Below are 24,078 nucleotides of genomic sequence, written 5' to 3'. Positions count from 1 at the left end.
CCCGGCGCTCGCCGCCGACCGGCGGCGCGCCGCCGCGACCGCCGAAACCACGGCGTCCGCCGCCCGGACGGCCCCGGCCGCCGTTCTCGCGGCGCGGACGCTCCGGGATCAGCGGCTCCTCGATCGGAATGCCGGACGCCGGCGCGCGCCGGTCAGCTTGACCAGTTCGGCGTCGCCGCTCGCCACCCGGACGCGCGGCGCGTTGATCCCGGCGCGACGCGTCATCGACGACGTCGACCGGACCTGGTGCGGCAGGACGAGCGTGACGACGGTGCCGCGCTCGCCCGCACGCGCCGTCCGTCCGGCGCGGTGCATGTAGTCCTTGTGGTCGGCGGGCGGGTCGACGTGCATGACGAGGCTCACGTCGTCGACGTGGATGCCGCGCGCGGCGACGTCCGTCGCGACGAGCACGCTGATGTTGCCCTCGCGGAACTCGGCGAGGGTGCGGGTGCGCAGGCCCTGGCTCTTGCCGCCGTGCAGGCCCGCCGCGCGCACGCCCGCCTGGGTGAGCTGCTTGGCGAGCCGGTCGACGCCGTGCTTGGTGCGGGCGAACAGGATCGTGCGGCCCTCGCGGTTGGCGATCTCGGCGGTGATCGCGCCCTTGTCCTTCGGGGCGACGAGCAGCAGGTGGTGGTCCATCGTGTCGACGGGCTCGTCCACCGGACCGATCGCGTGCGTGACCGGGTCGTCCAGGTACCGCTTCACCAAGACGTCGACGTCCTTGTCGAGGGTGGCGGAGAACAGCAGCCGCTGCCCGCCGGGGCGGGCCTGGTCGAGGATGTCGGTCACGTCGGGCAGGAAGCCCATGTCGGCCATGTGGTCGGCCTCGTCGAGCACCGCGATCTCGACGTCGGACAGGTCGCAGGCGCCTGCTGCATCAGGTCCTTGAGCCGGCCCGGGGTGGCCACGAGGACCTCGACGCCGCGGCGCAGCGCGTCGATCTGCTTGAACATCGAGGTCTGGCCGATGACGGTCTTGAACTTCAGGCCGAGGCCGCGGCCGAGCGGCTCCAGGTTCTGCTGGACCTGCTGGGCCAGTTCGCGCGTCGGCACGAGGATCAGCGCGAGCGGACGCTTCGGCGCGGCCCGGCGGCCGGACAGCCGAGCGAGCAGCGGCAGGCCGAACGCGAGCGTCTTGCCGGACCCCGTCTTGCCGCGGCCGAGGACGTCCCGGCCCGCCATGACGTCGGGGATCGCGGCGGCCTGGATCGGGAACGGCGCTTCGATGCCCTGGCGGGCCAGGGCGCTCACCAGCGCGGCCGGGAGGCCGAGCTCGGCGAAGGTGGGAACCTGCTCCTCCTCGGCCGCGGTGGCGGCGTCGGCGGACGGGTTCTGAGCAGCAGCGGCTGTGGTCACGCAATACCTTCCGAGAGGGGGGCACGTCTCGGGAGGCACCACGTATCGGTTTCGTGGGCTGCAAGGACGAGCCTGGGCTGGCGTTGGGGCGCCGAAAGAGTGATTCGGTCAGTCTAACGCCGCCGGGGGACCTCCTTATGCCCCGTCTCGGCCGGAACATTCTCCCCGTCCGGATCAACCGTCCCCCGCCGGACGGACGCGCGCCGCGGCCGCGCGGCGGATCAGCGGGTCAGCTCGCCCACGTTGAGCAGGAAGCGCGTCGTGGCGCCGTCGCGCCGCACGGACCCGCTCATGATCGACGCCTGCCGCCGGCCGTCGCTCGCCACCTGCCAGAAGTCGAGGGCGACGGTCGCGCCCGCGCGGCGGCAGGTCTGGGCGGGCGGGGTCAGGTCGGCGGTGTTCCCGCTCGCCGCGAGCGTCCAGCGGCACCCGTCCGGGGTCCGGGCGACGATGGTGCGGTCCGGGCGCACCAGCATGTCGACGGCGCCGCGCAGCTCCGACCGCTCGAAGTGCACCGTCCCGTCCGGTCCGGTGGTCCGCCGGGCGACGATGTTGATCATCTTGGCCGGGTCCGCGGGGGCGTAGGTCCACCGGCCGGTGAAGCGCCGCGCGGCCTTGCGCCACGGTTCCGTCCGGTCCTTGGTACGGAATCCGCGCCTCAGTGCGAAGTCGTAGTTCTTCTCGTGGTGGCTGATCCCTCTGATGGCCTCCGTCTCGCGTCGGCCGTCGACCCGTACCGTCCAGCTCGTCAGGGTGTAGCCGGAGCCGATCACCTGGTTCTCGCACGTCTGGTCTCCGGCGAGCTCCAGCGAGTCGCGCCGGACGTCGAACCGCCAGGTGCAGCCCCGGTCGGTGCGTCCGAGCACCTCCCCGTCGGCGCCCTTCGCGAACACGATCCGGCCGATCTGGGGCACCCGCACCACCGAGCCCGCGGGCATCCCGGGGATGAAGCTCTCGCAGTCGGGCTCGTCGGCCGGGCAGCCGATCTCCGCGATGTTCCGCATGGTGCCGCGGTCCGGCTGATCGTAGTTCCACACGCCCAGGTACTCGCCGGGGTCCGGCTCGGACGCGGAGGCCGCTGCGGTCGCCGGTCCCGCCGCCACCGCCGTGCCGAGGGCCAGCACCGCCAGGACCTTCTTCGCCATCGACACGGTGCGCACCGGGACGGCGCCGCCGGACTCGGGGCGGAGGGCTCGCCTCCGTATGAAATCGCCGTTGGTCATGCAACTGAGAGGACGCGCGGCGCCGCGACTGTGACGGCGCGCGCGGCGGTGTGACGCGACGCACACCGTCCGCGGGTCTCAGGAGAGCAGGTCGAGGAGGGCGTGGAGCGCCGGGTTGTCGTTGGCGGCGCGCCAGGTGAGGTGCAGTTCCACGGGTTCCGGGTCCGGCAGCCGGACGGGACGCAGCGTGACGCCTTCGAGGCGCAGGCGTGCGGCCGTCGCGGGGACGAGCGCGATGCCGAGGCCGACCTCGACGAGCGCGAGCACGGTGTGCACCTGGTGGGCGTGCTGCACGTACGCGGGGTGCACGCCCGCCTCGCGGAAGATGCTCACCACCAGGTCGTGGAAGTAGCGGGCCTCGAACGGCGAGTAGCCGATCACGCGGGCGCCGTGGAAGTCGGCGAGGTCCAGTTCGGCCTCGGTGCCGAGCGGGTGCCCGTCCGGCAGGGCCGCCACGAGGGGTTCGGTGCCCAGCGGGCGCGTCTCCAGGCCGGGCGGCGTGGGCGGGCGGACGACACCGAGGTCGAGGTCGCCGCCCGCGAGGCGTTCGAGCTGGTCGCGGGTGACGAGTTCGCGCAGCACGATCTCGATGTGCGGCAGGTTCTCGCCCGCCGTGCGGAGCAGGTTGCCGAGGACGCCGTAGGCGGACGTCGCCGTGAAACCGAGCCGCAGCACGCCCGACCGTCCCTCGGTGACGCGGCGGACGGACCGGGCGGCGTCCTCGGCGTCGTGCAGGAGCCGCCGCGCGTCGTTGAGGAACGCCCGTCCGGCGGGGGTGAGCCGCACGGTGCGGCTGCTGCGGTCGATCAGCCGGACCCCCAGTTCCTTCTCCAATTGCTGGATCTGCCGGCTCAGCGGCGGCTGCGTCATGTTCAGCCGCTGCGCCGCGCGCCCGAAGTGCCTCCTCGGCGACGGCGACGAAACCGGTGAGCTGGTTGATCGTGAACACATCGATGCCCTTTGGGTATCAGTGGATGCTAAATCGGAGTTGGACGTGCATTGATATCCGACCCTAACGTCGCGGCAAGCGTTCACCGACCTGAAGGAAAGAGTTCAATGTCCCACTTCACGCCCGCTGAGGTCGCCGAACGGCTGGCCGGTGGGCTGTTGTCGTTCCCGGTGACCCACTTCCGCGAGACCTGAGCTTCGACGAGCCCGCCTACCGCGAGAACATCGCCTGGCTCGGGCGGTTCGACGCGGCCGGGCTGTTCGCCGCGGGCGGCACCGGCGAGTTCTTCTCGCTGACCCCGGCGGAGATCGAGGCCGTGGTGACCGCCGCGGTGGACGAGGCGCCGGGCGGCGTCCCGGTGATCGCTCCCACCGGCTACGGCACGGCCACCGCGATCGAGCTGGCGCGCGCGCGGAACGCGCGGGCGCCGCCGGGCTGCTGCTGCTGCCGCCGTACCTGACCGAGGCGTCGCAGGACGGCCTGTTCGAGCACGCGCGCGCGGTGTGCGACGCCACCGGGCTGGGCGTGACCGTCTACAGCCGGGCCAACGCCGTCTACTCCGACACCACCGTCGCGCGGCTGGCCGAGGCGTGCCCGAACCTCATCGGGTTCAAGGACGGCGTGGGCGACATCGAGATGATGACGCGCATCCACACCCGGCTCGGCGACCGGCTGACGTACGTGGGCGGGCTCCCGACGGCGGAGATGTTCGCGCTGCCGTACCTCGAAATGGGCGTGACCACCTACTCGTCGGCGATGTACAACTTCGTGCCCGAGTTCGCCCTGCGCTTCTACCGCGCCGTGCGCGCGCGCGACCACGCGACCGTCCGGCGTTACCTGGACGAGTTCGTCCTGCCGTACTGCGATCTCCGCAATCGCCGCGCGGGTTACGCGGTGAGCATCGTCAAGGCGGGAATGCGGGTCATCGGACGTCCCGCCGGGCCCGTCCGCGCACCGCTGATCGACCTGGACCGCGACGAAGCGAAGCAGCTCGCCGCGCTCATCGAGCAGATCCCGAAGGAGGCGAAAGCGGCATGACCGAACCGACCGGACACATGATCATCGCGGGCGAGGCGGTCGCGGGCTCCGGCGCGACGATCCGCGCCGTCGACCCCGCCACCGGCGCGGCGCTGGAGCCGCCGTTCGGCTACGGCGACGCGGGCGACGTCGAGCGCGCCTGCGCCGCCGCGGCCGCGGCGTTCGGCCCGTACCGGCGCACGTCCCCGGTCCGCCGCGCGGAGTTCCTCGAACGCGTCGCCGACAACATCGAGGCGCTCGGCGACGCGCTGGTCGAGCGGGCCCACGCGGAGTCGGGGCTGCCGATCGCGCGCCTGACGGGCGAGCGCGGCCGGACCACCGGGCAGCTGCGGATGTTCGCGACGCTGCTGCGCGACGGCGACGTCGAGGTGCCGCGCATCGACCCGGCCCTGCCCGACCGGACGCCGCCGCGCCCCGACATCCGGCAGCGCTGGATCCCGCTCGGCCCGGTCGCGGTGTTCGGCGCGAGCAACTTCCCGCTGGCGTTCTCCGTCGCGGGCGGCGACACGGCGTCGGCGCTGGCCGCCGGATGTCCCGTCGTGGTGAAGGGGCACGACGCCCACCCCGGGACGTCCGAGCTGGTGGCCCGCGCGATCGCCGGCGCGGTCGCCGCGTCCGGCCTGCCCGCGGGCACGTTCTCGCTGCTGTTCGGCCACGGCCCCGACCTCGGCACCACGCTGGTGACCGACCCGCGGATCCGCGCGGTCGGGTTCACCGGCTCGCGGTCCGGCGGGCTGGCGCTGGTCGAGGCGGCACGGTCGCGGCCCCGGCCGATCCCGGTGTACGCCGAGATGAGCAGCGTCAACCCGGTGTTCCTCCTGCCCGGCGCGCTCGCCGAGCGGGGCGCGGACATCGCCGCCGGGTTCGTCGGCTCGCTGACGCTCGGCGCCGGGCAGTTCTGCACGAACCCGGGCGTCGTCGTGGCCGTGGACGGCCCCGCCCTGCGCGCGTTCGCGGACGCCGCGGCGGCCGCGGTGGCGGGCCGCGAGCCGTCCACGATGCTCACCCCGGGCATCGCGGCCGCCTACCGGGAGGGCGTCGCCGCGCTGGCGGCGCACCCGTCGGTCGAGGTGCTCGCGCAGGGCGCCGAGCACGACCGTCCGGCCGCCTGCCGGCCCGCGCTCGTCGCGACCGGCGCCGACGCGTTCCTCGCCGACGAGACGCTGCGCGAGGAGGTGTTCGGCGGCTGCTCGATCCTGGTGCGCTGCCGCGACGCCGCGCAGGTCCGGGCGGTCGCCGAAGCGCTGGAGGGGCAGCTGACCGCCACCGTGCACGCCGCCGAGAGCGACCGCCCCGAGGCCGCCGAACTGCTCGACGTCCTGGAGCTGACCGCGGGCCGGGTGCTGTTCGACGGCTGGCCGACCGGCGTCGAGGTCGGGCACGCGATGGTCCACGGCGGGCCCTACCCGGCCACGTCGGACGCGCGGACCACGTCCGTCGGGACCCTCGCCGTCGAACGGTTCCTGCGGCCCGTCGCCTACCAGGACGTGCCCGCCGCGCTGCTGCCGACCGCCGTGGCCGACGGCAACCCCGACGGGCTGCTCCGCCGGATCGACGGCCGCCCCGGCCGGCACTGAGGAGGACGCGCATGACATCCGTGAAGCAGCCCGTCGTCACCGGGATGCGCGTCGTCCCGGTCGCCGGGCACGACAGCATGCTGCTCAACCTCAGCGGCGCGCACGCCCCGTTCTTCACCCGCAACCTGGTGATCCTCACCGACTCCGAGGGACGCACCGGAGTCGGCGAGGTCCCCGGCGGGGAGCCGATCCGCGCCACCCTCGCCGACGCCGCGGACCTGGTCGTCGGACGGCCGGTGGCGCGCGTGCGGTCGGTGCTGCGGGAGATCCGGTCCCGGTTCGCGGGCCGCGACGCGGGCGGGCGCGGCGAGCAGACGTTCGACCTGCGCGTCACCGTGCACGCCGCGACGGCCGTCGAGGCGGCCATGCTCGACCTGCTCGGCAAGCACCTCGACGTCCCGGTCGCCGAGCTGCTCGGCGACGGCGTCCAGCGCGAGCGGGTCCCGGTGCTGGGATACCTCTTCTTCGTCGGCGACCGCACGAGGACCGACCTGGCCTACCGCTCCCCGGCCGACGAGCCCGCGGACGCCGACGACTGGACGCGCCTGCGCCACGAGGAGGCGCTCACCCCGGACGCCGTGGTGCGCCTCGCGGAGGCCGCCCGCGAACGCTACGGGTTCCGCGACTTCAAGCTCAAAGGCGGCGTCCTGCCCGGCCCCGCCGAGGCCGAGGCGGTCACCGCGCTGGCCGAGCGGTTCCCCGACGCGCGGATCACCCTCGACCCGAACGGCGCCTGGACGCTGGCCGAGGCGATCGAACTCGGCCGCGGCCTGCGCGACGTGCTCGCCTACGCCGAGGACCCGTGCGGCGCCGAGGCCGGCTACTCGGGCCGCGAGACGATGGCCGAGTTCCGCCGCGCCACCGGGCTGCCCACCGCCACGAACATGATCGCGACGGACTGGCGGCAGCTCGGCCACGCGGTCCGGGCGGGCGCCGTCGACATCCCGCTCGCCGACCCGCACTTCTGGACGATGGCCGGTTCGGTGCGCGTCGCGCAGTTCTGCGCCGACTGGGGCTGCACCTGGGGTTCGCACTCCAACAACCACTTCGACGTCTCGCTGGCCATGTTCACGCACGTCGCCGCCGCCGCGCCGGGCGACATCACCGCGATCGACACGCACTGGATCTGGCAGGACGGGCAGCGCCTCACCCGCGATCCCCTGCGGATCCGCGAAGGGCTGCTGCACGTACCGTCCGGTCCCGGGCTGGGCGTCGAACTGGACGAGGAGCGCGTGCAGGCCGCGCACGAGCTCTACCTGCGCGAGGGCCTCGGCGCCCGCGACGACGCCGCCGCGATGCGGTTCCTGGTCCCCGGCTGGAAGTTCGACCCGAAACGTCCGGCGCTCGACCGGGGCTGACCTCCCGTCCAGTCCGCTCCGGGCCCGGCGGACCGTCCCGCCCGTCCCGACCCCGCCCCCCGCCGCCGTCCCGTCCCACCCCATCCCACCCCTGCGCTCCGCGCACCCCTCAGGAGGCGACGTTGCCTGTGTTCTCCGCGCCCGCGCCAGCCGCCGACCCACCGGCCATGACGTGGACGCTGCCGTCGTGGGCGCTGCTGGCGCTCCTCGCCGGCGGCATCGCGCTGCTGCTGTTGCTCGTCATCAAGGCGAAACTGCACGCCTTCCTCGCGCTGCTCGTGGTCAGCGTGGCGGTCGGCCTCGCGGCCGGCATCAAGCCGTCCGACCTGCCCGCCGTCCTCGAAGCGGGGATGGGCGACACGATGGGCGAGATCGCGATCATCGTCGCGCTCGGCGCCATGCTCGGCCGCGTCATGCAGGAGTCCGGCGCGGCCGAAGTGCTCTCGGGCAAGCTGCTCACGGCGTTCAGCGAGAAACGCGCACCGCTCGCCGTCGGGTTGACGGCGCTCATCTTCGGCGTCCCGGTCTTTTTCGACGTCGGTTTCATCATCCTGCTGCCGCTGATCTACTCGGTGGCGCAGCGCTCCGGCCGGTCGCTGATCAGCATCGCGCTGCCCGCCGTCGGCGGGCTCGCGATCATGCACGCGGTGCTGCCGCCGCACCCCGGCCCGGTCGCCGCCGCCGGACTGCTCGGCGCCAGCCTCGGCTGGGTGACCATCATGGGCCTGATCTGCGGCCTGCCCGCGTGGTTCGTCGGCGCGTACCTGTTCGGCATCAAGGTCGGCGACCGGCTGAAGACGCCGGTGCCGACGCAGCTGCTCGGCGAGGCGCGGGAGCAGTCCGGCGCCGCGTCCGGCGGGTCCGGCGGGTCCGGCGGGTCCGGCGGGTCCGGCGGCAAGGACGGGACGGGCGGGACGGGCGTCGCGGTGCGGGCGCCGTCGTTCAAGACGACGCTCACCGTGATGCTGCTGCCGGTGCTGATGATCATGCTCAACACGTTCGCGGAGACGGTGCTGCCCGACGGCGGCGTGCAGACGGCGCTCAAGTTCGTCGGCGCGCCGGTCATCGCGCTGACGGTGGCGACCCTGCTGTCGTTCTGGGTGCTGGGCCTGCGCGGCGGGTTCACCATGGACCGGCTGGAGAAGGCGGCGTCCGCGTCGCTCGGTCCGGTGGCGCTGGTGCTGCTGGTGACGGGCGCGGGCGGCGTGTTCGGCGCGGTGCTGGAGAACACCGGCGCCGGGGAGGCCCTCGCCGACCTGCTCGGCAAGACGTCGCTGCCGGTCATCGTGCTGGCGTTCCTGATCGCCACCGCGCTGCGCGTCGCGCTGGGCTCCAAGACGGTCGCGATCGTGACGACCGCGCCGATCGTCGCGCCGCTGATCGCGCAGGCGGACCTGTCGCAGCCGGAGATCGCGCTGGTCGTGGTGGCGGTCGCCGCGGGCGGCACGGTGCTGTCGCACGTCAACGACTCCGGGTTCTGGCTGTTCAACCGCTACATGGACATCGACATCCGGACGACGCTGAAGAGCTGGACGCTGATGGAGACGTTCATGGGCGGCACCGCGTTCGTCATCGCGGCCGTCCTGAGCGGAGTCATCGCGCTGGCCTCCGGCTGACCGGGCACCCTCCGCCCCCGCGCCGACGCGCCCCCGCCCTCTCCGGGCGGGGGCGCGTCGGCGCTTTCGCGTGCCCTAGTCGGTCTTGACCTCCGTGTTCTGGTTGGCGTGCAGCAGCCAGCGTCCGTCCTCCTGCTTCGTCATGACGTACAGCGGTGCTCCCTCGGCGTTCCCGTCCGGCAGGTGGTAGGTCTGCCGGACCTTCACGGCCACCACGTCCGGGCGCAGGAACTGGACGTGCACCGGCTCATAGGTGACCGGGCCCTCGAACACCGCGCCGGGCAGCACCGCGCGGGTGAACTCGGCGATCGCGTCGAAGCCGATGAGGACCTTGCCGTGCCCGGTCGTCCAGAGGGCTTCGGGGTGGAACAGCGCCAGGAAGCCCTCGACGTCCTTGGCCCGCTGCGTGCGCTCGACGGTGGCCACGACGTCGTGGATGGCCTCGATGTCCGCGGTCTCGGTCGGGGTCTCGGTCGCGGTTTGGGTCTTGGTTTCGCTCTCGGTGCTCATGCCGACCACCCTGCGACCTCAAGCTTTGTTGAGGTCAACCGCCGGACGGACCGGAGTGATCAAGGTCATGCCCCGTCCGGCCGAAGGTGAGCGAGATTACGACCACTCGTAGTACTACAGCTCGTAGTATGTCCCACAGGACGTAGTACTACAGCTTGTAGTAGATAGTCGGGAGGCCCGCGCAATGGGGACGTTCCGCCGGGAGCAGGGTGACCATGGACACGGTTGACATCGCACGCTGGCAGTTCGGGATCACGACCGTCTACCACTTCCTGTTCGTCCCGCTGTCCATCGGGCTCGTCGCGCTCGTCGCCGGGATGCAGACCGCGTGGGTGCGGACGGGCAAGACCGAGTACCTGCGGGCCACGAAGTTCTGGGGCAAGCTCTTCCTGATCAACTTCGCGATGGGCATCGTGACGGGGATCGTGCAGGAGTTCCAGTTCGGCATGAACTGGTCCGCCTACTCCCGGTTCGTCGGGGACGTCTTCGGTGCGCCGCTCGCCATCGAGGGGCTGCTCGCGTTCTTCTTCGAGTCGACGTTCCTCGGCCTGTGGATCTTCGGCTGGGACCGGCTGCCGAAGAAGATCCACCTGGCCTGCATCTGGATGGTGTCGTTCGGGACGATCCTGTCCGCGTTCTTCATCCTCGCCGCGAACTCGTGGATGCAGAACCCCGTCGGGTACCGCATCGACGAGGCGTCCGGACGCGCCGAGCTCACCGACTTCTGGGCCGTCCTCACGAACCCGATGCACCTGACCGCGTTCCCGCACACGATCGCGGCATCGTTCGTCACCGCCGGGATGTTCGTCATCGGGGTCAGCGCGTGGCACCTGATGCGGCGCAAGCACGTCGAGGTGTTCCGGCCGTCGCTGCGGATGGCGCTCGTCGTCACCGCCGTCGCGTCCATCGGCGTCGCGCTCAGCGGCGACATGCTGGGCAAGGCCGTCACCGAGCACCAGCCGATGAAGATGGCCGCCGCCGAAGGGCTCTACGAGACCCAGACCGGGGCGCCGTTCTCGCCCCTCAGCGTCCGGACGCCCGACGGGACGGAGGAGATCGTCGGGTTCGAACTGCCCGGCGTGCTGTCGTTCCTGGCCACCGGCAGCTTCGACGGCGAGGTCCAGGGCATGGACGACCTCCAGGCCGCCGCCGAAGCCGAACACGGCGCGGGCGACTACACGCCGAACGTCCCGGTCACGTACTGGACGTTCCGGATGATGGTCTACATCGGGCTGGCCACCGCCGGGCTCTCCCTCCTCGGCCTGTGGCTGACCCGCCGCGGCCGCCTGCCCGGCAACCCGTGGCTGTGGCGCGTCGGGATGCTGTCGCTGACGCTGCCGTTCGTCGCCAGCTCCGCCGGGTGGGTGTTCACCGAGATGGGACGCCAGCCGTGGTCGGTGTACGGGCTGATGCAGACGTCGCAGAGCGTGTCGCCCGGCGTGTCCGCCGGTTCGATGCTGATCTCCGTCGGCGCGCTGACCGCGCTCTACGCCGTCCTGTTCGTCATCGAGGTCAAGCTGCTCGCCAAGTACGCGAAGGCCGGACCGCCCACCGAGGACGAGGTGGCGCCGCCGTCCGAGGACAACGACAACGACGACCACGACGAAGAGCGCGCGCTCGCGTTCGCCTACTGAAAGGTCTGCCGGCATGGAACTGACGACCGCCTGGTTCCTGATCATCGCGTTCCTGTGGATCGGCTACTTCTTCCTGGAGGGCTTCGACTTCGGCGTCGGCATGCTGCTGCCGGTGCTGGGCCGCGACGACGTCCGCCGCCGCGTCGTGATCAACACGATCGGCCCGGTGTGGGACGGCAACGAGGTGTGGTTCATCGTCGCGGGCGCGTCGATGTTCGCCGCGTTCCCCGAGTGGTACGCGACGCTGTTCAGCGGCTTCTACCTGCCGCTCCTGCTCATCCTGCTCGCGCTGATCGTGCGCGGCGTCGCGTTCGAGTACCGCGGCAAGCGGGAGGACGCCCGGTGGCGCGCCCGCTGGGACCGCGCGATCTTCTGGGGCAGCGTCGTCCCCGCGTTCCTGTGGGGCGTCGCGTTCGCGAACATCGTCCGGGGCGTCCCGCTCGACGCCGACCACGAGTACGCCGGGACGCTCCTCGACCTGCTGAACCCGTACGCGCTGCTCGGCGGGCTGACGACGCTGACGCTGTTCGTCCTGCACGGCGCGGTGTTCATCGCGCTGAAGACGAACGGGACCGTCCGTTCGCACGCCCGCGGCGTCGCGCGCGTCGCCGCGGCCGCCGCGATCGTCGTCGCCGGGTCGTTCCTGCTGGTCACGCAGGTGCAGTACGGCAAGTCGTGGACGTGGCTCGCGGTCGCGGGCGTCGCCGCCGGGCTCGCCGGGGCCGCCGCCGCCAACGCGCGCGGACGCGAGGGCTGGGCGTTCATCGGGACCGGCACGGCCGTCGTGCTCGCCTTCGTGACGCTGTTCGGCTCGGTGTTCCCCGACGTGATGCCGTCCACGATCACCGCCGCGAACAGCCTGACCACCGTCAACGCGGCGTCCAGCGCCTACACGCTGAAGATCATGACGTGGGTGGCGCTGGTGTTCACCCCGATCGTGATGATCTACCAGGGCTGGACGTACTGGGTGTTCCGCAAGCGGATCGGCACCGCGCAGATCCCGCCCGCGAAGCCGGGAAAGCCGGGGAAGCCCGCGAAGCGTAAGAGCCCGGTCGGATGAAGCCGCTCGATCCACGCCTGCTGCGGCACGCGCGCACCACGCGGACGTTCCTCGTCGCGTCGGCCGTCCTCGGCACCGTGACCGCCGGGCTGGTCATCGCGCAGGCGACACTGCTCGCCGGCATGATCGCCCGGACGTTCCTCGGCGGCGCCGACCTCGCCGACCTGCGGACGCCGATGCTGCTGCTCCTCGCGGTCGTCGCGGCCCGCGCCGCCGTCGCGTGGCTGCAGGAGGTCGCGGCGCACCGGTCCGCCGCGGCCGTGAAGTCGCAGCTGCGCGGCCGGCTGCTGGAGCACGCGACGCGGCTCGGCCCGCGCTGGCTGTCGGGCGAGCGCAGCGGCGAGCTCGCGACCCTTGCGACCCGCGGCGTGGACGCCCTCGACGGGTACTTCGCCCGCTACCTCCCGCAGCTGATCCTCGCGGTGACCGTCCCGCTCGCGGTCGGGGCGCGGATCCTGCTCGGCGACTGGGTCTCCGCGGTGATCATCGCGGTGACCGTCCCGCTGATCCCGGTCTTCGCGATCCTGGTGGGCCTCGCGACGCAGTGGAAGATGAACCGGCAGTGGCGGACCCTGTCGCTGCTGTCGGCGCACTTCCTGGACGTCGTCGCGGGACTGCCGACGCTGAAGGTGTTCGGCCGCGCGAAGGCGCAGGCGCGCGGGATCCGCGAGGTCACCGGCCGGTACCGCCGCGCGACGATGTCGACGCTGCGGATCGCGTTCGTGTCGGCGATGGTGCTCGAACTGCTGTCGACGCTCTCGGTCGCGCTCGTCGCCGTATCGATCGGGCTGCGGCTCGTCGAGGGCGGCATGGCCTTCGAGACGGCGCTGCTGATCCTCATCCTCGCGCCGGAGGCGTACTTCCCGCTCCGCCAGGTCGGCGCGCAGTACCACGCGAGCGTCGAAGGCCTCACCGCCGCCGGGCGGATCTTCGAGGTGCTGGAGACGCCGCTCCCGGACACCGGCACGAACGCGGACGTCCCCGACGTGCGGCACGCGACGATCCGGCTCGACGGCGTCACCGTCGCCTACCCCGAACGCGACGCGCCCGCCCTCGACGGCTTCTCGCTCACGATCCACCCGGGGGAGACGATCGCGCTCGTCGGCCCGAGCGGGTCGGGGAAATCGACGCTGCTGAACGTTCTGCTCGGGTTCGTCCGGCCCGACGAGGGGCGCGTCCTCGCCGACTGGGCCGACCTCGCCGACCTCGACCCGGACGCGTGGCGGCGGAACGTCGCGTGGGTGCCGCAGCGCCCGTACCTGTTCGCCGGGACGATCGCCGCGAACATCCGCCTCGGCGACCCGGACGCCCCGGACGCCGCGGAGGACGCGGCGCGCGCCGCGAACGTCCTCGGGTTCGCGGGCGACCTCCCCCGCGGCCTCGACACGCCGATCGGCGAGCGCGGCGCGGGCCTGTCGGCGGGCCAGCGGCAGCGGGTCGCGCTCGCCCGCGCGTTCCTGCGGGACGCGCCGCTGCTCCTGCTCGACGAACCGACCTCCGGCCTCGACCCCGAGAGCGAAGCCACCGTCGTCGACGCCGTACGACGGCTCGCCGCCGACCGCACGGTCGTCCTCGTCGCGCACCGTCCGGCCCTCGCGGCCCTCGCCGACCGGATCGTCCCCGTGGAACCGGCGGAGGTGCACGCGTGAACGGGCGCCGGGAGGGTTCGTCGAGGCGCGGGGTGGGTTCGTCGAGGCGCGGGGAGACCATTCCCCGCCCGCCCAGGGGGGCCGACCCCACTTCGATTGTCGAACCCACAGGCCACGCACCGAAAGCGAAACCCCGACCTGTGGATAACTCCCCGTCGAGGCCCATCCTGCGGCTGATCCGGCTGACCCGTCCCGTGCGCGGGCGGCTCGCCGTCGCCGTCGTGTTCGGGGTCCTCGCGCTCGGCAGCGGCGTCGCGCTGATGGGGACGTCGGCCTGGCTGATCTCCCGGGCCGCGCAGCACCCGCCCGTCCTCATGCTGATGGTCGCGATCGTGGCGGTCCGGGCGTTCGGCATCGGGCGCGGCGTGTTCCGGTACGTGGAACGGCTCGTCGGGCACGACGCGACGTTCCGCATCCTCGCCGACCTGCGGGCCCGCGTCTACGAACGGCTGGAGCGGCTCGCACCATCCGGACTGCCCGCGTTCCGGCACGGCGACCTGCTCGCCCGCCTCGTCGACGACGTCGACGCCGTCCAGGACCTCTACCTGCGGACGCTCATGCCGTGCGCCGTCGCGGCGATCGTCGCGGCGCGGCGACCGGGGCGGCGTGGGCGCTGCTGCCCGCCGCCGGGGCCGTCCTGCTCGCGACGCTGCTGCGCCGCCGGGCTCGCCGCGCCGTGGCTGTCGGCCGCCGTCGCGCGCCGCGCCGAACGCCGGACGGCCGACCTGCGCGGCGAACTGGCCACGCACATCGTCGAGACGCTGCACGGGGCGCCCGAGCTGATCGCCTACGGCGCGGCGCCGCCCACCTCGCGGAGGCCGCCCGCATCGACCGCGAGTTCACCCGCGCGACGCCCGTTCGGCGGGCACGGCCGGCCTCGGCGCGGCGCTGTCGGCGCTCGCGGGCGGGCTGGCCGTGTGGGGCGGGCTCGCCACCGGCGTCCCGGCCGTCCGGTCCGGGACCCTGGACGGGGTGCTGCTCGCGGTCGTCGTGATGCTGCCGCTCGCCGCGTTCGAGGTGGTCAACGGGCTGCCGCTGGCCGCGCAGTACCTGGAACGGGTGCGCGCGTCGGCGGCCCGCGTGTTCGCCGTCCTGGACGGTCCGGAACCCGTGCGCGACCCGGACGAACCCGCACCGCTCCCCGCCGCGCCCCACACGGTTCGCGTCACCGACCTGCGCGCGCGCTGGACGCCCGACGGGCCGCTCGCCCTCGACGGCGTCTCCCTCGACCTGCCGCCCGGCCGCCGCGTCGCCGTCGTCGGGCCGAGCGGATCCGGGAAGACGACCCTCGCGTCCGTCCTGCTGCGCTTCCTCGAACCCTCCGGCGGACACGTGACCCTGAACGGCGCGGACGTCCGCGACCTCGCCGCCGACGACCTGCGAACCGTCATCGGGCTCTGCGCCCAGGACGCGCACCTGTTCGACTCGACGATCGGCGAGAACGTCCGGCTGGCGCGCCGCCCGGCGACCGACGCGCAGATCCGCGACGCGCTGCGCCGCGCCCGCGTCCTCGACTGGGTGGAGTCGCTGCCGTCCGGCCTGGACACGCGGGTCGGGGAGCACGGCGCGCAGGTGTCGGGCGGGCAACGGCAGCGGATCGCGCTCGCCCGCGCGCTGCTGGCCGACTTCCCGGTCCTGCTGCTGGACGAGCCCGCCGAGCACCTCGACACCGAGACGGCCGACGCGCTCACCGCCGACCTCCTCGAAGCCACCGAGGGACGCACGACGCTGCTCGTCACGCACCGGCTCGCGGGCCTCGACGCCGTCGACGAGATCGTCGTGCTCGACCGGGGCCGGATCGCCGACCGGGGCACGCACGCCGAACTCGCCGCCCGTCCGGGCATCTACCGGGCGATGTGGGAGCGGGAGCGCGCGGCCCCCGCGATCAGCGTGTCCTGACCGGGACCGGCGCCAGCCGGTCGATCTCCCGCCCCAGCGACATGACCATGGCGTCGAACGCGGGCTTGCCGTAGCGCGCGTGCAGCGCGGGGTAAACGTCCTTGCGCGCCGCCTCCCGCAGCATCTCGCTCAGCACCTCGTGCTGAACCGCGCGGCCGTGCGACAGTTCCTCGTGCGAGTGCCGGGCGAGGCGCAGTAGTTCGGGGTGCGCGGCCGATTCCGAAAGGATCATGCGGGTGGCGTCAGCGAGCTCCATGCCGCCGAGTGTAAGCGTTCCGTCCCGGACGCCTCCCGCACTCGCCCGCGTGATCGTCGCCCGCGGACCGCCGCCCTAAGATCATCCCGTGTCCCCCCAGTTGCTCGGTCTGTTGGTCGGCTCCGGCTTCGGTACGGCGTTCGTGCTCGCGAACGCCGGAGAGCCCGTCCCCGGCCCCCTCGGCATCGCCCTCCGTGTCGCGGCGATCCTCTGCCTCGTCGCGGTGATCGTGACCGGATTCCGCACGGACCGCCGCGGGGATCCGGACGGCGCCGCCCCCGCCGACCGGGAACGTCCGGCCTGGTTCGGCCCGAAGTTCGGCCTCGTGGTCGTCGCCGAGTTCGCGCTGATCTTCGGCGGCATCGCCGTCCTCCGCGCACTGGACGCACCGGAGGAGTGCAACGTCGCCTGGATCGCGCTGATCGTCGGCCTGCACTTCGTCGCGCTCGCGCCGATCTGGAAGCGCGCCGCCATAGCGGTGCCCGGCGCCGCGCTGACCGTACTCGGCGTCGCCGGAATGGTCATGGCCGCGATGTCGCGGACCGACTGGATCCCGTTCGTCAGCGGCACTCTCTCCGGCGTCGTCCTCCTCGCCGGCTCCCTGTACGGGGCGGCGCGCCGCTGAACCGGAAGGCGCGAGGCCCGCACCCATCGGGCGCGGGTGTCCGGATCGGGTCCGGACGCCCGTACCGGGCGCATCCTCCAGTAGACACAGCCGTACAACTGAGCCCCTGAGGCCCTAACATGACTGTGCACATCGGACGTTTCCCTAGAACAGGAACAGTTCGGGAGAACAGATGCAGACTCGACCTATTCCAGGGTCGGCGGCCACGCCGGAGGAGTTCCTCGAAGCACTCCGGCAACTTCGCGCCTGGGCGGGTCAGCCCTCGCTGCGCACCCTGAACACGCTCGCCGGAACCGACCCCGAATCAGGCGAACCGCCCACCGACCTGCTGCCGGTGAGCACGCTCTCCGACAACCTCGCAGGCAAGCGGCTGCCCAACCCGCCCCGCCTCTCCTTCGTCGTCGCCTTCGTCACCGCGTGCATGCGCGCCGACGGCTCGCAGACGCAGGACCAGATCGCCGACGAGGCGGACCGGTGGACCCAGGCGTGGCTCGCACTCTCGCCCGACGCCCCGCAACCACTCGTCCCGGCAAGCGCCCCCACCCCGGCGGACACCGTCCCGGACAGCGCCCTCACCACGACGGACACCCTCCTGGAGAGCATTCCCCCTCCAGACGACACCTTCGCGCACGACACTCCCGCGCCCGAAGACGCCGCCCCGGAAAACGACCTCGCTCAGAAAACCGCCCCCACGTCCCCCGCCCATGCCCAAAGGCAGACGAAACGGCGGCGGCTCCCCGTCATGGCCTGGCTCCTGGGGGCGGTGACCGGCGCGGTCGTCGTCGGGCTGATCACGCTCGTCACCACCGACACGCCGCCGCAGCAGCCCACCGCATCGAAAGAGAGCACGGACGTTCCGTCCACCCCGCCAACGCCCCCGCCCTCACCTTCCACCCGGGCAGAGAAGACTCCGGCGGACACGACCGGCAGAACGCCGGTCTCCGAACAAGCGCCCCGCCCCGACTCGAAGCCCGCGCCGACTCCGTCCCCGTCCGGCTCGAAACGGCCGTCGCCTTCGCCGAGTCGCCCGGCGCCGAGCCCGTCCCCGTCCGATGCGCCGACCACGCGTTCCTACCCGCCCTACTACGACAGCTGGAAGTCGTACCTGCCGAGCTTCTCCCCCCGGCCGTAACGACGTCGCCCGCCTTTCGTCGTCCTCGCCCGATCAGCCGCGCGCGTCCGACGGGACGCGCACCGACAGGTGCGGGGACAGGGCGCGGAGGAAGTCCGGCGCGTCGAAGACCGCGCCCGCGGACGCGACGCCGGCCGTTCTCGTCCGTCCGGTGAGGATACGGTCGACGGCCTCCACCGCGAGCGGCGCACTGACCGCGTAGATGTCCCGGCCCGCGGCGACGATCCGGCGTTCCGCGCCATCGGAACGGACGCGGACGTCGACCACGAACGTCTCCGCGTCGCGGCCGCCCGCACCGGCAACGGGCGTCGCCAGGCCCGCGGCCGCCTTGGCGGTCATGTAGGTGCGCACCTCCGGGACGTCCAGGTGGCTGGGGACGGTGACGACGTCGGCCATCGTGAACTCCCCGATGACGCTCTGCGCGCCGAGCGGATCCGGAAACGACCACTCCAGGTTCGGCAGCGCGTCATCGTGGTACTCCAGCCGCCCACCCGAAAAACGGACACGGCGGCCGTTCCGCCTCCGCCCCGAAACCTCGCCCGAGGCGAGCGTTCCGCCGGTGGGATGCCAACCGCTCAGGCCATAGGCGATGTGCGCCTCGTCCGCGGCCGTCCGATCGCCCAACGCGGCAGTGACCAGCAGGTCACCCAGGCCGCCGAAGAAGGCCATCGCCGGGACCACCACGATTCCCGCGGCACGGGCGCGCTCCGCGAACTGCGCGAACGTGTCGACGTTCGCCTCGATCTCGGCGGCCACGTCGACGTACGCGACGCCCGCGCGCAGCGCCGCCTCGACCAGCGGGGCGGCGGTCTCCGCGAAGGGCCCGGCGCAGTTGATCACCGCGGCCGCACCGTTCAGCGCGCGGTCGAGCGAAGCCGGATCGTCCACCGCCGCCCGCCGCGCCTCCAGCCCCGGCCGTTCCCGCACCAGCGCCGACAGCTTCCCCTCGTCCCGTCCGAGGAGCAGCGGCACGTATCCGCGCTCGCGCAACTCCGCGACCACGAACCGCCCGGTGTGCCCGTACGCGCCGAACACCGCCACGTCCCGTCCCGCTCCCATGCCTGCTCCCACGTGCTCGAAGTGATCCACTGCGGAAGATCCTGTCCTCACCGCCCCGGGCGAGCCAGCGTCCGTAACGACACGATCCGTACAATTCCCGACATGCTTCCGCTCCGCGTTCCGTCGCGATCGCCGCCACCGACGGGATGCTGCACTTCGAACTGGCCCTGGCCTGCGAAGTCTTCGCCTCCGCCCCGGCCGCCGTGACGGTCCCCTGGTACGACGTCACCGTCTGCGGACCGGTCGCCGTCCGCGTGGGCCGCTTCATGCTGGAGCCGGACGGCGGGCTCGATCGGCTCCCGCACGCCGGAACCGTGATCGTCCCCGCCCTGGCGGACATCGACGACGCTCCTCCGCCCGACCTCGTCGAGGCGGTGCGCGCGGCCCACGAGGCGGGCGCGCGGATCGTCTCCCTGTGCACGGGCGCGTTCGTCCTCGCCGCCGCCGGCCTGCTGGACGGACTGCGCGCCACCACGCACTGGGCCCATACCGGGGAACTCGCCGCACGCCATCCCCGCGTGAAGGTCGACCCGGACGTCCTCTACGTCGACAACGGCAGCGTGCTCACGTCCGCCGGCAAGGCCGCCGCGATGGACCTCTGCTTGCATCTCGTCCGCGGTGACCACGGCTCGGCGGTCGCCAACGTGGTCGCACGCCGCCTGGTCGTCCCGCCGCACCGGCCCGGCGGCCAGGCCCAGTTCGTCACCACACCGGTGCCCGCCCCCGACGACCACCCCCTGGCCGAACTCCTCGCCTGGACGATGCGGCGGCTGGACCAACCGCTCACCGTGGAGGACCTGGCCCGCCGGGCGAACATGAGCTCACGCCACCTGGCCCGCCATTTCCGCTCGGCGACGGGCACCACCCCGCTGCAATGGCTGCTGACACAGCGGATCCGCCGCGCCCAGGAACTTCTGGAAACCACGAACGACAGCATCGACGCCATCGCCGCATCCGCAGGCATGGGCACGGCTACAACGCTGCGCCGCCACTTCCACCGCACGATCGGTGTCCCCCCCGGACACCTACCGCCGAACATTCCGCCCCTGACCGCTGCACTTCGCAACCGTGCACCGGTCACGAAGTCGGCCTCCTAACCGTCTTCGGCGGCCAAATTCGCGCGGGCTTCGCGGAGTTCTTCCAGCGCGATCTCGGCTTCGACACCGGAGTTGTCGCGGCAGGTCCAGGCTTCCAGCGGGAGACCGCCCAGCGACCGCTGCCGCCACCGGTAGGCGCGCCGCCCACCGGGAGTGAGCATCAGTTCGGCGTCCCTGCGGTACTCCTCGAAGTCGGACAGGTCCGGATGGGCGGCGTGGTCGCACGCCGGGGCCTCCAGGCAGCGTCGCGAGGCGGCTTCGTGGGCGGCGATGATCTCGTCCAGGACCTCGACGGAGTCGACCCGTTCGGAGACGGCGTACCAGAGCAGCGCGCAGTTGACGACCACCAGGCCCGGCAGTTCGGGCGTGTCGTCGCGCGCGGCCTCCAGCAGCTCACGGGCGTTGTCGACGAGGGTCTCGTACGGGTCACCGTAGGGATGGTCGTAGACCACATCGGCAATGAACTTCAGGCCCCGCCCGATACCTGCGGGGGCCCGGACCGGGACGTCGTCGAAGGTGCCGGGGAACACCGCCTCGGCCGCCGCTCGCACGAACCCGGCGACATTGTGCGGGCACCTCCACCGGCCGGGATCGTCCAAGGGCAATCCAACTCCCACGACCCGCAGCGCCATCTCCTCCGGCCGGAAAGTCCAGTCGAGGGCTTTATCGTCGAAGTCCGTCAGATACGGGTGGTCGGCGTGGGCGCAGGGCTCGCCGTCCAGTCGCTCGGCCGCCGCGGTAAGAGCCGCCACGACCGGCGCCGCATCGGGCAGCTCCATGCCCTCCAGACGGACCGCCAGCGCGAGAACGCCCAGCGCCCACGCCAGGGTGTGCGGGTCATGCGGGGCGGCACCCAGGTGGGTGGCCGCTGCCTGTACGAGCTCCGTATGCCGCCGCCAGTGGACGCCCGACGTGGTGGCCCACTCGGCGGCGAGGGCCCGCCAGGCGTCGGGTGAATCCGGAACGGCCGACGGATCGGTTTCGGTCATACCGGATCCGACGCAAAGACGATCACACCGGTTCCGGCCCCGACCCTCCACCGCTACGGCGAGCCGACGTTCCCTGAGTCGCATGAGGTGATCGCGTATGTGGCCGCCGGGACGGCCATCTGGAGCAAGGCCGTCGGCATCGTCGCCAGACCAGGCCACGCTCCCGCGACTCGCCGAATATCTGAACAGACTTTCTAACTCAGGACACCAGGCCTTACTTAAGAAGCGGACGAACCGTGGGCGGCGATCTCTTCGACCAATTCCATGCAACGAAGGCGGGCCGGGGAGAAGTCGTAAGGCATCTTTCCAATGGCCTCGAATGCGCTCATGAACTCTTCCCCCCTGCCAGCACCTTGGCCGGCCTCGTCCTCACCTTCATCAGCGATTGCGGGGCGCATAGCCTCCCAGGACTCGAAGAGCGCTTCGTCATTCTGCGCCAGGCCAGAATCCTCGATGACGGCTTGCAGCGCCTGTTCGAAGGCGTGCCGTTCGGCGGCCACCTGCGCCACGCGGGGGTCGTCGACATCGATCGTGTCATCGAGTGCCTCCTCGGCGGCATCAACGCGATCGGATTCCTCCTGCAGACCCGGCTGGGTGGCCAAGGCGATGAAACGGGTGGCTTGGACGGCCGCACCGAGCGGGCCGAAGATCCGCTCGGTGACCAGCAGGCTGTCCAGGTCCGCCTGGCGCAGGGAGCCCTCCGGCAGGCTCTCGAGGCGATCGGCGACGAAGTCGGCGAGCAGCCCCATCCTGCTGCCTCGGGTGCGCATGCGCTGCACGGCCGTCCGCTGCCGCTGCAGTTCCGCTTCCCGGGCGACGAGGGTTCTCTCCAGCCGTTCCAGGATGCCCGCGACGCCGTGGTCGCTGCCGGCACCGGCAGGAGCCGTGTCGGCAAAGGCGTCACGGATGTCGTCCAAGGCGATCCCGGCGTCGGCCATCTTGCGGATCCACAGCAACTGGATCATCTCTTCGTAGCCGTAGCGGCGGCGGTCGTCACTGCCCCCTCTGCGCTCGGGGAGCAGGCCGATCTCGTGGTAGTGACGGATCGCCCGCGGTGTGGTGCCGACGAACGATGCCGCGTCACCGATCTTGACCTGACGCGGCGGAATAAAGGACGAACGCATGAGCGGGGCCCTCCTCAGTGGGGTGGGACGTGTGTCCACCAGACCACATAACGCTACGGAAGGTGCAACTCCAGCCCCCCTGTCCCGCACGCGTAATGACCCCAGCGTGCAATTAAGAACAGATTCCCGACTCAGCACACTAGAAGGCGGCGTGCTCTACGTCGGCGGCCAGAACTTCCGGCGCAACCGGCTACGGGCCCTGGACGCGACCGGCTCAAGGGCGTGCGGTTCCACCGCCGATGCACTGAACGCGAAAATCTCCGCTGAGCGCGGAAACGATGACGACGGGACGGCCAGCGCGCCGGTGCCGGTGCCCTAATCGCGCGAACGCCCTCGTCCAGGCTCCGGACGAGGGCGTTTCTGCTGGTGGAGCCTAGGGGATTCGAACCCCTGACACCCGGCTTGCAAAGCCGGTGCTCTACCAACTGAGCTAAGGCCCCTCGTTCTGGTCGTCGACCTGCGCGGACGGTGGTACCGGCGCTGGACGGGAACGATCGTACACCGTGGTTCGGTGGGGACGATCGTGGGCGTGCGCCTTCGCCGGTGCTGCGGGGCACCGGGTCAGGGCAAGGTGGACGTCGGCGCGCGGGGCGCCGTCCGCGACGGTGGTCCCGGCGAGATCGAGGCGGTGGCCGCTTCGTTCACGCCGGGGCCGGTGTCGTCGGCGGTGTCAGCTGTCGGACGACGTGGCCTCGGTCCACAGGTCCAGCTCGGCGCGGTCCTGCTGCAGCCGACGCCAGACAGCGAAGCCGCCGAGAGCAACAACAGCGAGAATGAGCAGCTTCTTCACGGTGGGGACCCCTTCACCTCGACTATGAGCCCAGTCCCGGGGAACGAGCGGACGCTGTCGGTCATCCCCAGGCTCTCCGCAGCCTAGCAACCGATCCCCGGCGATCCGCACCCACTCGCCGTTATCGGACCGATCGTCCAATCCACCGTGCGGTGAGTTCGGGACAAAAGTGGATCTTTCGGCGATAACCGGCGTGGTGTTCCGCACGTCGCCGGTCGTCATGTCGGCGTTGTCGTGGAGGAGCGCGGAGGGGGTGCGGTCTCCTTTCGGGCGGGCGTGGCGTTCTGGCGGCGGGCGGTCGCCAGGACCGAGCCGCCGAGGATCAGGGCGAAGGAGGCGAGGATCGTCGCGGTCAGGGGTTCGCCGAGGAACAGGACGCCCGCGGCGACGGCCACCGCCGGGTTCACGTACGTGAACACCATGCCGCGGGACGTGCCGACCTCGCGGATCAGTTCGAAGAACACCGTGAACGCGAGGGCGGTGCAGACCAGCCCGAGGGCGGCCAGGGCCACGAGGACGCGCCCGCTCGGCAGATGCGAGGGCAGTGTCGCGGTCGCCGGGCCGGCGTAGACCAGCGCCGCGATTCCCAGGGAGGACGCCGACAGTTGCAGGCTCGGGACGTCCTGCAGGTGGCGCAGCGCGATCATCGGGGCGATCGAGTAGCCGACGGCGACCAGCATGACCTCGCCGATCGCCCAGGCACTGCCGCCTCCGAGGTGCGGGCCGGCGAGCACGGCGACGCCCGCGAGGCCGGTCAGCAGGCCCGCCCAGCGGACGGGCCCGAGCCGTTCGGCGTCCCCGGTGCAGCGGGCGAGGACGACCCCGATGATCGGCACCGCGGCGATGAGCAGGCCCGTCATCGAGCTGGTCAGCCGTTGCTCGGCGTCCGACAGCAGCGCCCACGGGCCGAGGATCTCCAGGGCCGTGAACGCCAGCAGCGGGCGCCAGTGTCGACGGGCCGCGCCGAAGCCGCCCGAACGGTACGCGAGCGGCAGCAGTACGGCGGCGCCCAGGAACGTCCGGGTGAACACCACCACGGCCACCGAGACCTCCTCGACCGCCACCTTGATCATCAGGTAGGGGATGCCCCACAGCACGCACATCAGGGCGAACAGCACCCAACCGCGGCGACTCACCA

22 protein-coding genes, 1 tRNA gene and 2 pseudogenes are annotated in these 24,078 nt (G+C 72.2%); 12 read left to right on the top strand and 13 right to left on the bottom strand.

Annotated elements, in window-relative coordinates; translation table 11 throughout:
• Positions 1 to 108: 108 nt before the first annotated feature.
• The 4 genes from BJF79_RS65725 to BJF79_RS20255 all read right to left on the bottom strand — a co-directional run bounded on the left by BJF79_RS65725 (position 109) and on the right by BJF79_RS20255 (position 3,529).
• On the bottom strand, positions 109 to 837 hold the full coding sequence (locus tag BJF79_RS65725) for a helicase-related protein (RefSeq protein WP_316043398.1): 729 nt from the start codon (positions 835 to 837) through the stop codon (positions 109 to 111).
• A complete protein-coding gene (locus BJF79_RS65720) occupies positions 786 to 1,355 on the bottom strand; it encodes a DEAD/DEAH box helicase (RefSeq protein WP_075899567.1) in 570 nt (189 codons plus the stop codon). The genes BJF79_RS65725 and BJF79_RS65720 overlap by 52 nt, the downstream gene beginning before the upstream one ends.
• A gap of 221 nt (positions 1,356 to 1,576) precedes the next feature.
• Positions 1,577 to 2,578, bottom strand: a complete 1,002-nt coding sequence (locus tag BJF79_RS20260; RefSeq protein WP_143220052.1) for a hypothetical protein — start codon at positions 2,576 to 2,578, stop codon at positions 1,577 to 1,579.
• 78 nt (positions 2,579 to 2,656) lie between these two features.
• The gene (locus BJF79_RS20255) at positions 2,657 to 3,529 is read right to left on the bottom strand and encodes a LysR family transcriptional regulator (protein WP_262402309.1); all 873 of its coding nucleotides are present in this window, start codon (positions 3,527 to 3,529) and stop codon (positions 2,657 to 2,659) included.
• 188 nt (positions 3,530 to 3,717) lie between these two features.
• Between BJF79_RS20255 and kdgD the strand changes: the two are divergent.
• From kdgD to BJF79_RS20235, 4 genes and pseudogenes are all read left to right on the top strand, one after another.
• Positions 3,718 to 4,565: pseudogene (gene kdgD, locus BJF79_RS60820) on the top strand (5-dehydro-4-deoxyglucarate dehydratase).
• A complete protein-coding gene (locus BJF79_RS20245) occupies positions 4,562 to 6,142 on the top strand; it encodes an aldehyde dehydrogenase (NADP(+)) (RefSeq protein WP_075899563.1) in 1,581 nt (526 codons plus the stop codon). Before kdgD ends, BJF79_RS20245 begins: the two are co-directional and overlap by 4 nt.
• An 11-nt stretch (positions 6,143 to 6,153) precedes the next feature.
• Positions 6,154 to 7,500 carry an enolase C-terminal domain-like protein gene (locus BJF79_RS20240; protein ID WP_075899561.1) on the top strand — a complete coding sequence of 449 codons (1,347 nt, stop codon included), beginning with the start codon at positions 6,154 to 6,156 and terminating at the stop codon, positions 7,498 to 7,500.
• Positions 7,501 to 7,667: 167 nt separating this feature from the next.
• Positions 7,668 to 9,116 carry a GntP family permease gene (locus BJF79_RS20235; RefSeq protein ID WP_075899559.1) on the top strand — a complete coding sequence of 483 codons (1,449 nt, stop codon included), beginning with the start codon at positions 7,668 to 7,670 and terminating at the stop codon, positions 9,114 to 9,116.
• A 75-nt stretch (positions 9,117 to 9,191) separates the two neighbouring features.
• Here the strand turns inward: BJF79_RS20235 and BJF79_RS20230 are convergent, their stop codons facing one another.
• The gene (locus tag BJF79_RS20230) at positions 9,192 to 9,626 is read right to left on the bottom strand and encodes an SgcJ/EcaC family oxidoreductase (RefSeq protein ID WP_075899581.1); all 435 of its coding nucleotides are present in this window, start codon (positions 9,624 to 9,626) and stop codon (positions 9,192 to 9,194) included.
• A 215-nt stretch (positions 9,627 to 9,841) separates the two neighbouring features.
• Here BJF79_RS20230 and BJF79_RS20225 point away from each other — a divergent pair, with 215 nt between their 5' ends.
• Genes BJF79_RS20225 through cydD form a run of 3 tightly spaced genes read left to right on the top strand, consistent with a single transcriptional unit; the run spans position 9,842 to position 13,969 of the window.
• A complete protein-coding gene (locus tag BJF79_RS20225; protein WP_075899557.1) occupies positions 9,842 to 11,260 on the top strand; it encodes a cytochrome ubiquinol oxidase subunit I in 1,419 nt (472 codons plus the stop codon).
• A gap of 13 nt (positions 11,261 to 11,273) precedes the next feature.
• Positions 11,274 to 12,320 (top strand): cytochrome d ubiquinol oxidase subunit II, encoded by a 1,047-nt coding sequence (gene cydB / locus BJF79_RS20220; protein WP_075899555.1) that lies wholly within the window; start codon positions 11,274 to 11,276, stop codon positions 12,318 to 12,320.
• Positions 12,317 to 13,969, top strand: a complete 1,653-nt coding sequence (gene cydD, locus BJF79_RS53525; protein WP_143220051.1) for a thiol reductant ABC exporter subunit CydD — start codon at positions 12,317 to 12,319, stop codon at positions 13,967 to 13,969. The genes cydB and cydD overlap by 4 nt, the downstream gene beginning before the upstream one ends.
• A 541-nt stretch (positions 13,970 to 14,510) precedes the next feature.
• Here the strand turns inward: cydD and BJF79_RS60815 are convergent.
• The gene (locus BJF79_RS60815) at positions 14,511 to 14,714 is read right to left on the bottom strand and encodes a hypothetical protein (protein ID WP_262402308.1); all 204 of its coding nucleotides are present in this window, start codon (positions 14,712 to 14,714) and stop codon (positions 14,511 to 14,513) included.
• 143 nt (positions 14,715 to 14,857) lie between these two features.
• On the opposite strand from BJF79_RS60815, the gene cydC reads away from it, so the two are divergent.
• Entirely contained in the window at positions 14,858 to 15,868 is a 1,011-nt protein-coding gene (gene cydC / locus BJF79_RS60810; RefSeq protein WP_316043399.1) for a thiol reductant ABC exporter subunit CydC, read from the top strand.
• Here cydC and BJF79_RS20210 read toward each other — a convergent pair.
• Positions 15,855 to 16,100 carry a hypothetical protein gene (locus BJF79_RS20210; RefSeq protein ID WP_262402307.1) on the bottom strand — a complete coding sequence of 82 codons (246 nt, stop codon included), beginning with the start codon at positions 16,098 to 16,100 and terminating at the stop codon, positions 15,855 to 15,857. The two genes, cydC and BJF79_RS20210, sit on opposite strands and share 14 nt — an antisense overlap.
• Before the next feature lie 112 nt (positions 16,101 to 16,212).
• Here BJF79_RS20210 and BJF79_RS20205 point away from each other — a divergent pair, with 112 nt between their 5' ends.
• Both BJF79_RS20205 and BJF79_RS53515 read left to right on the top strand, forming a co-directional pair.
• The gene (locus tag BJF79_RS20205) at positions 16,213 to 16,749 is read left to right on the top strand and encodes a hypothetical protein (RefSeq protein WP_075899551.1); all 537 of its coding nucleotides are present in this window, start codon (positions 16,213 to 16,215) and stop codon (positions 16,747 to 16,749) included.
• 172 nt (positions 16,750 to 16,921) lie between these two features.
• Complete coding sequence (locus BJF79_RS53515) at positions 16,922 to 17,881, top strand: hypothetical protein (RefSeq protein WP_143220050.1); 960 nt, start codon at positions 16,922 to 16,924, stop codon at positions 17,879 to 17,881.
• A gap of 33 nt (positions 17,882 to 17,914) precedes the next feature.
• Here BJF79_RS53515 and BJF79_RS20190 read toward each other — a convergent pair whose 3' ends face one another.
• Entirely contained in the window at positions 17,915 to 18,970 is a 1,056-nt protein-coding gene (locus tag BJF79_RS20190) for a saccharopine dehydrogenase family protein (protein ID WP_316043397.1), read from the bottom strand.
• Positions 18,971 to 19,086: 116 nt separating this feature from the next.
• On the opposite strand from BJF79_RS20190, the pseudogene BJF79_RS20185 reads away from it, so the two are divergent.
• Positions 19,087 to 19,990: pseudogene (locus tag BJF79_RS20185) on the top strand (helix-turn-helix domain-containing protein).
• 43 nt (positions 19,991 to 20,033) lie between these two features.
• Here the strand turns inward: BJF79_RS20185 and BJF79_RS20180 are convergent.
• The gene (locus tag BJF79_RS20180) at positions 20,034 to 21,026 is read right to left on the bottom strand and encodes a hypothetical protein (RefSeq protein ID WP_075899543.1); all 993 of its coding nucleotides are present in this window, start codon (positions 21,024 to 21,026) and stop codon (positions 20,034 to 20,036) included.
• Positions 21,027 to 21,244: 218 nt separating this feature from the next.
• Positions 21,245 to 22,150 carry a MerR family transcriptional regulator gene (locus BJF79_RS20175; protein ID WP_075899541.1) on the bottom strand — a complete coding sequence of 302 codons (906 nt, stop codon included), beginning with the start codon at positions 22,148 to 22,150 and terminating at the stop codon, positions 21,245 to 21,247.
• 151 nt (positions 22,151 to 22,301) lie between these two features.
• On the opposite strand from BJF79_RS20175, the gene BJF79_RS55620 reads away from it, so the two are divergent.
• Entirely contained in the window at positions 22,302 to 22,469 is a 168-nt protein-coding gene (locus tag BJF79_RS55620) for a hypothetical protein (RefSeq protein ID WP_158079243.1), read from the top strand.
• A 45-nt stretch (positions 22,470 to 22,514) separates the two neighbouring features.
• Here BJF79_RS55620 and BJF79_RS20170 read toward each other — a convergent pair.
• The 3 genes from BJF79_RS20170 to BJF79_RS20165 all read right to left on the bottom strand — a co-directional run bounded on the left by BJF79_RS20170 (position 22,515) and on the right by BJF79_RS20165 (position 24,076).
• Positions 22,515 to 22,590 (bottom strand) — tRNA-Ala (locus tag BJF79_RS20170).
• A 230-nt stretch (positions 22,591 to 22,820) separates the two neighbouring features.
• Positions 22,821 to 22,940, bottom strand: a complete 120-nt coding sequence (locus BJF79_RS60805; RefSeq protein WP_211238580.1) for a DLW-39 family protein — start codon at positions 22,938 to 22,940, stop codon at positions 22,821 to 22,823.
• A gap of 218 nt (positions 22,941 to 23,158) precedes the next feature.
• The gene (locus tag BJF79_RS20165; RefSeq protein WP_075899579.1) at positions 23,159 to 24,076 is read right to left on the bottom strand and encodes a DMT family transporter; all 918 of its coding nucleotides are present in this window, start codon (positions 24,074 to 24,076) and stop codon (positions 23,159 to 23,161) included.
• Between the last annotated feature and the right edge of the window lie 2 nt (positions 24,077 to 24,078).

The sequence above is a fragment of the Actinomadura sp. CNU-125 genome, from assembly GCF_001942465.1.
Lineage (GTDB): Bacteria > Actinomycetota > Actinomycetes > Streptosporangiales > Streptosporangiaceae > Spirillospora.
The sequence above is the reverse complement of the archived record's forward strand: the minus strand, read 5'-3'. Positions and strand labels throughout refer to the sequence as shown.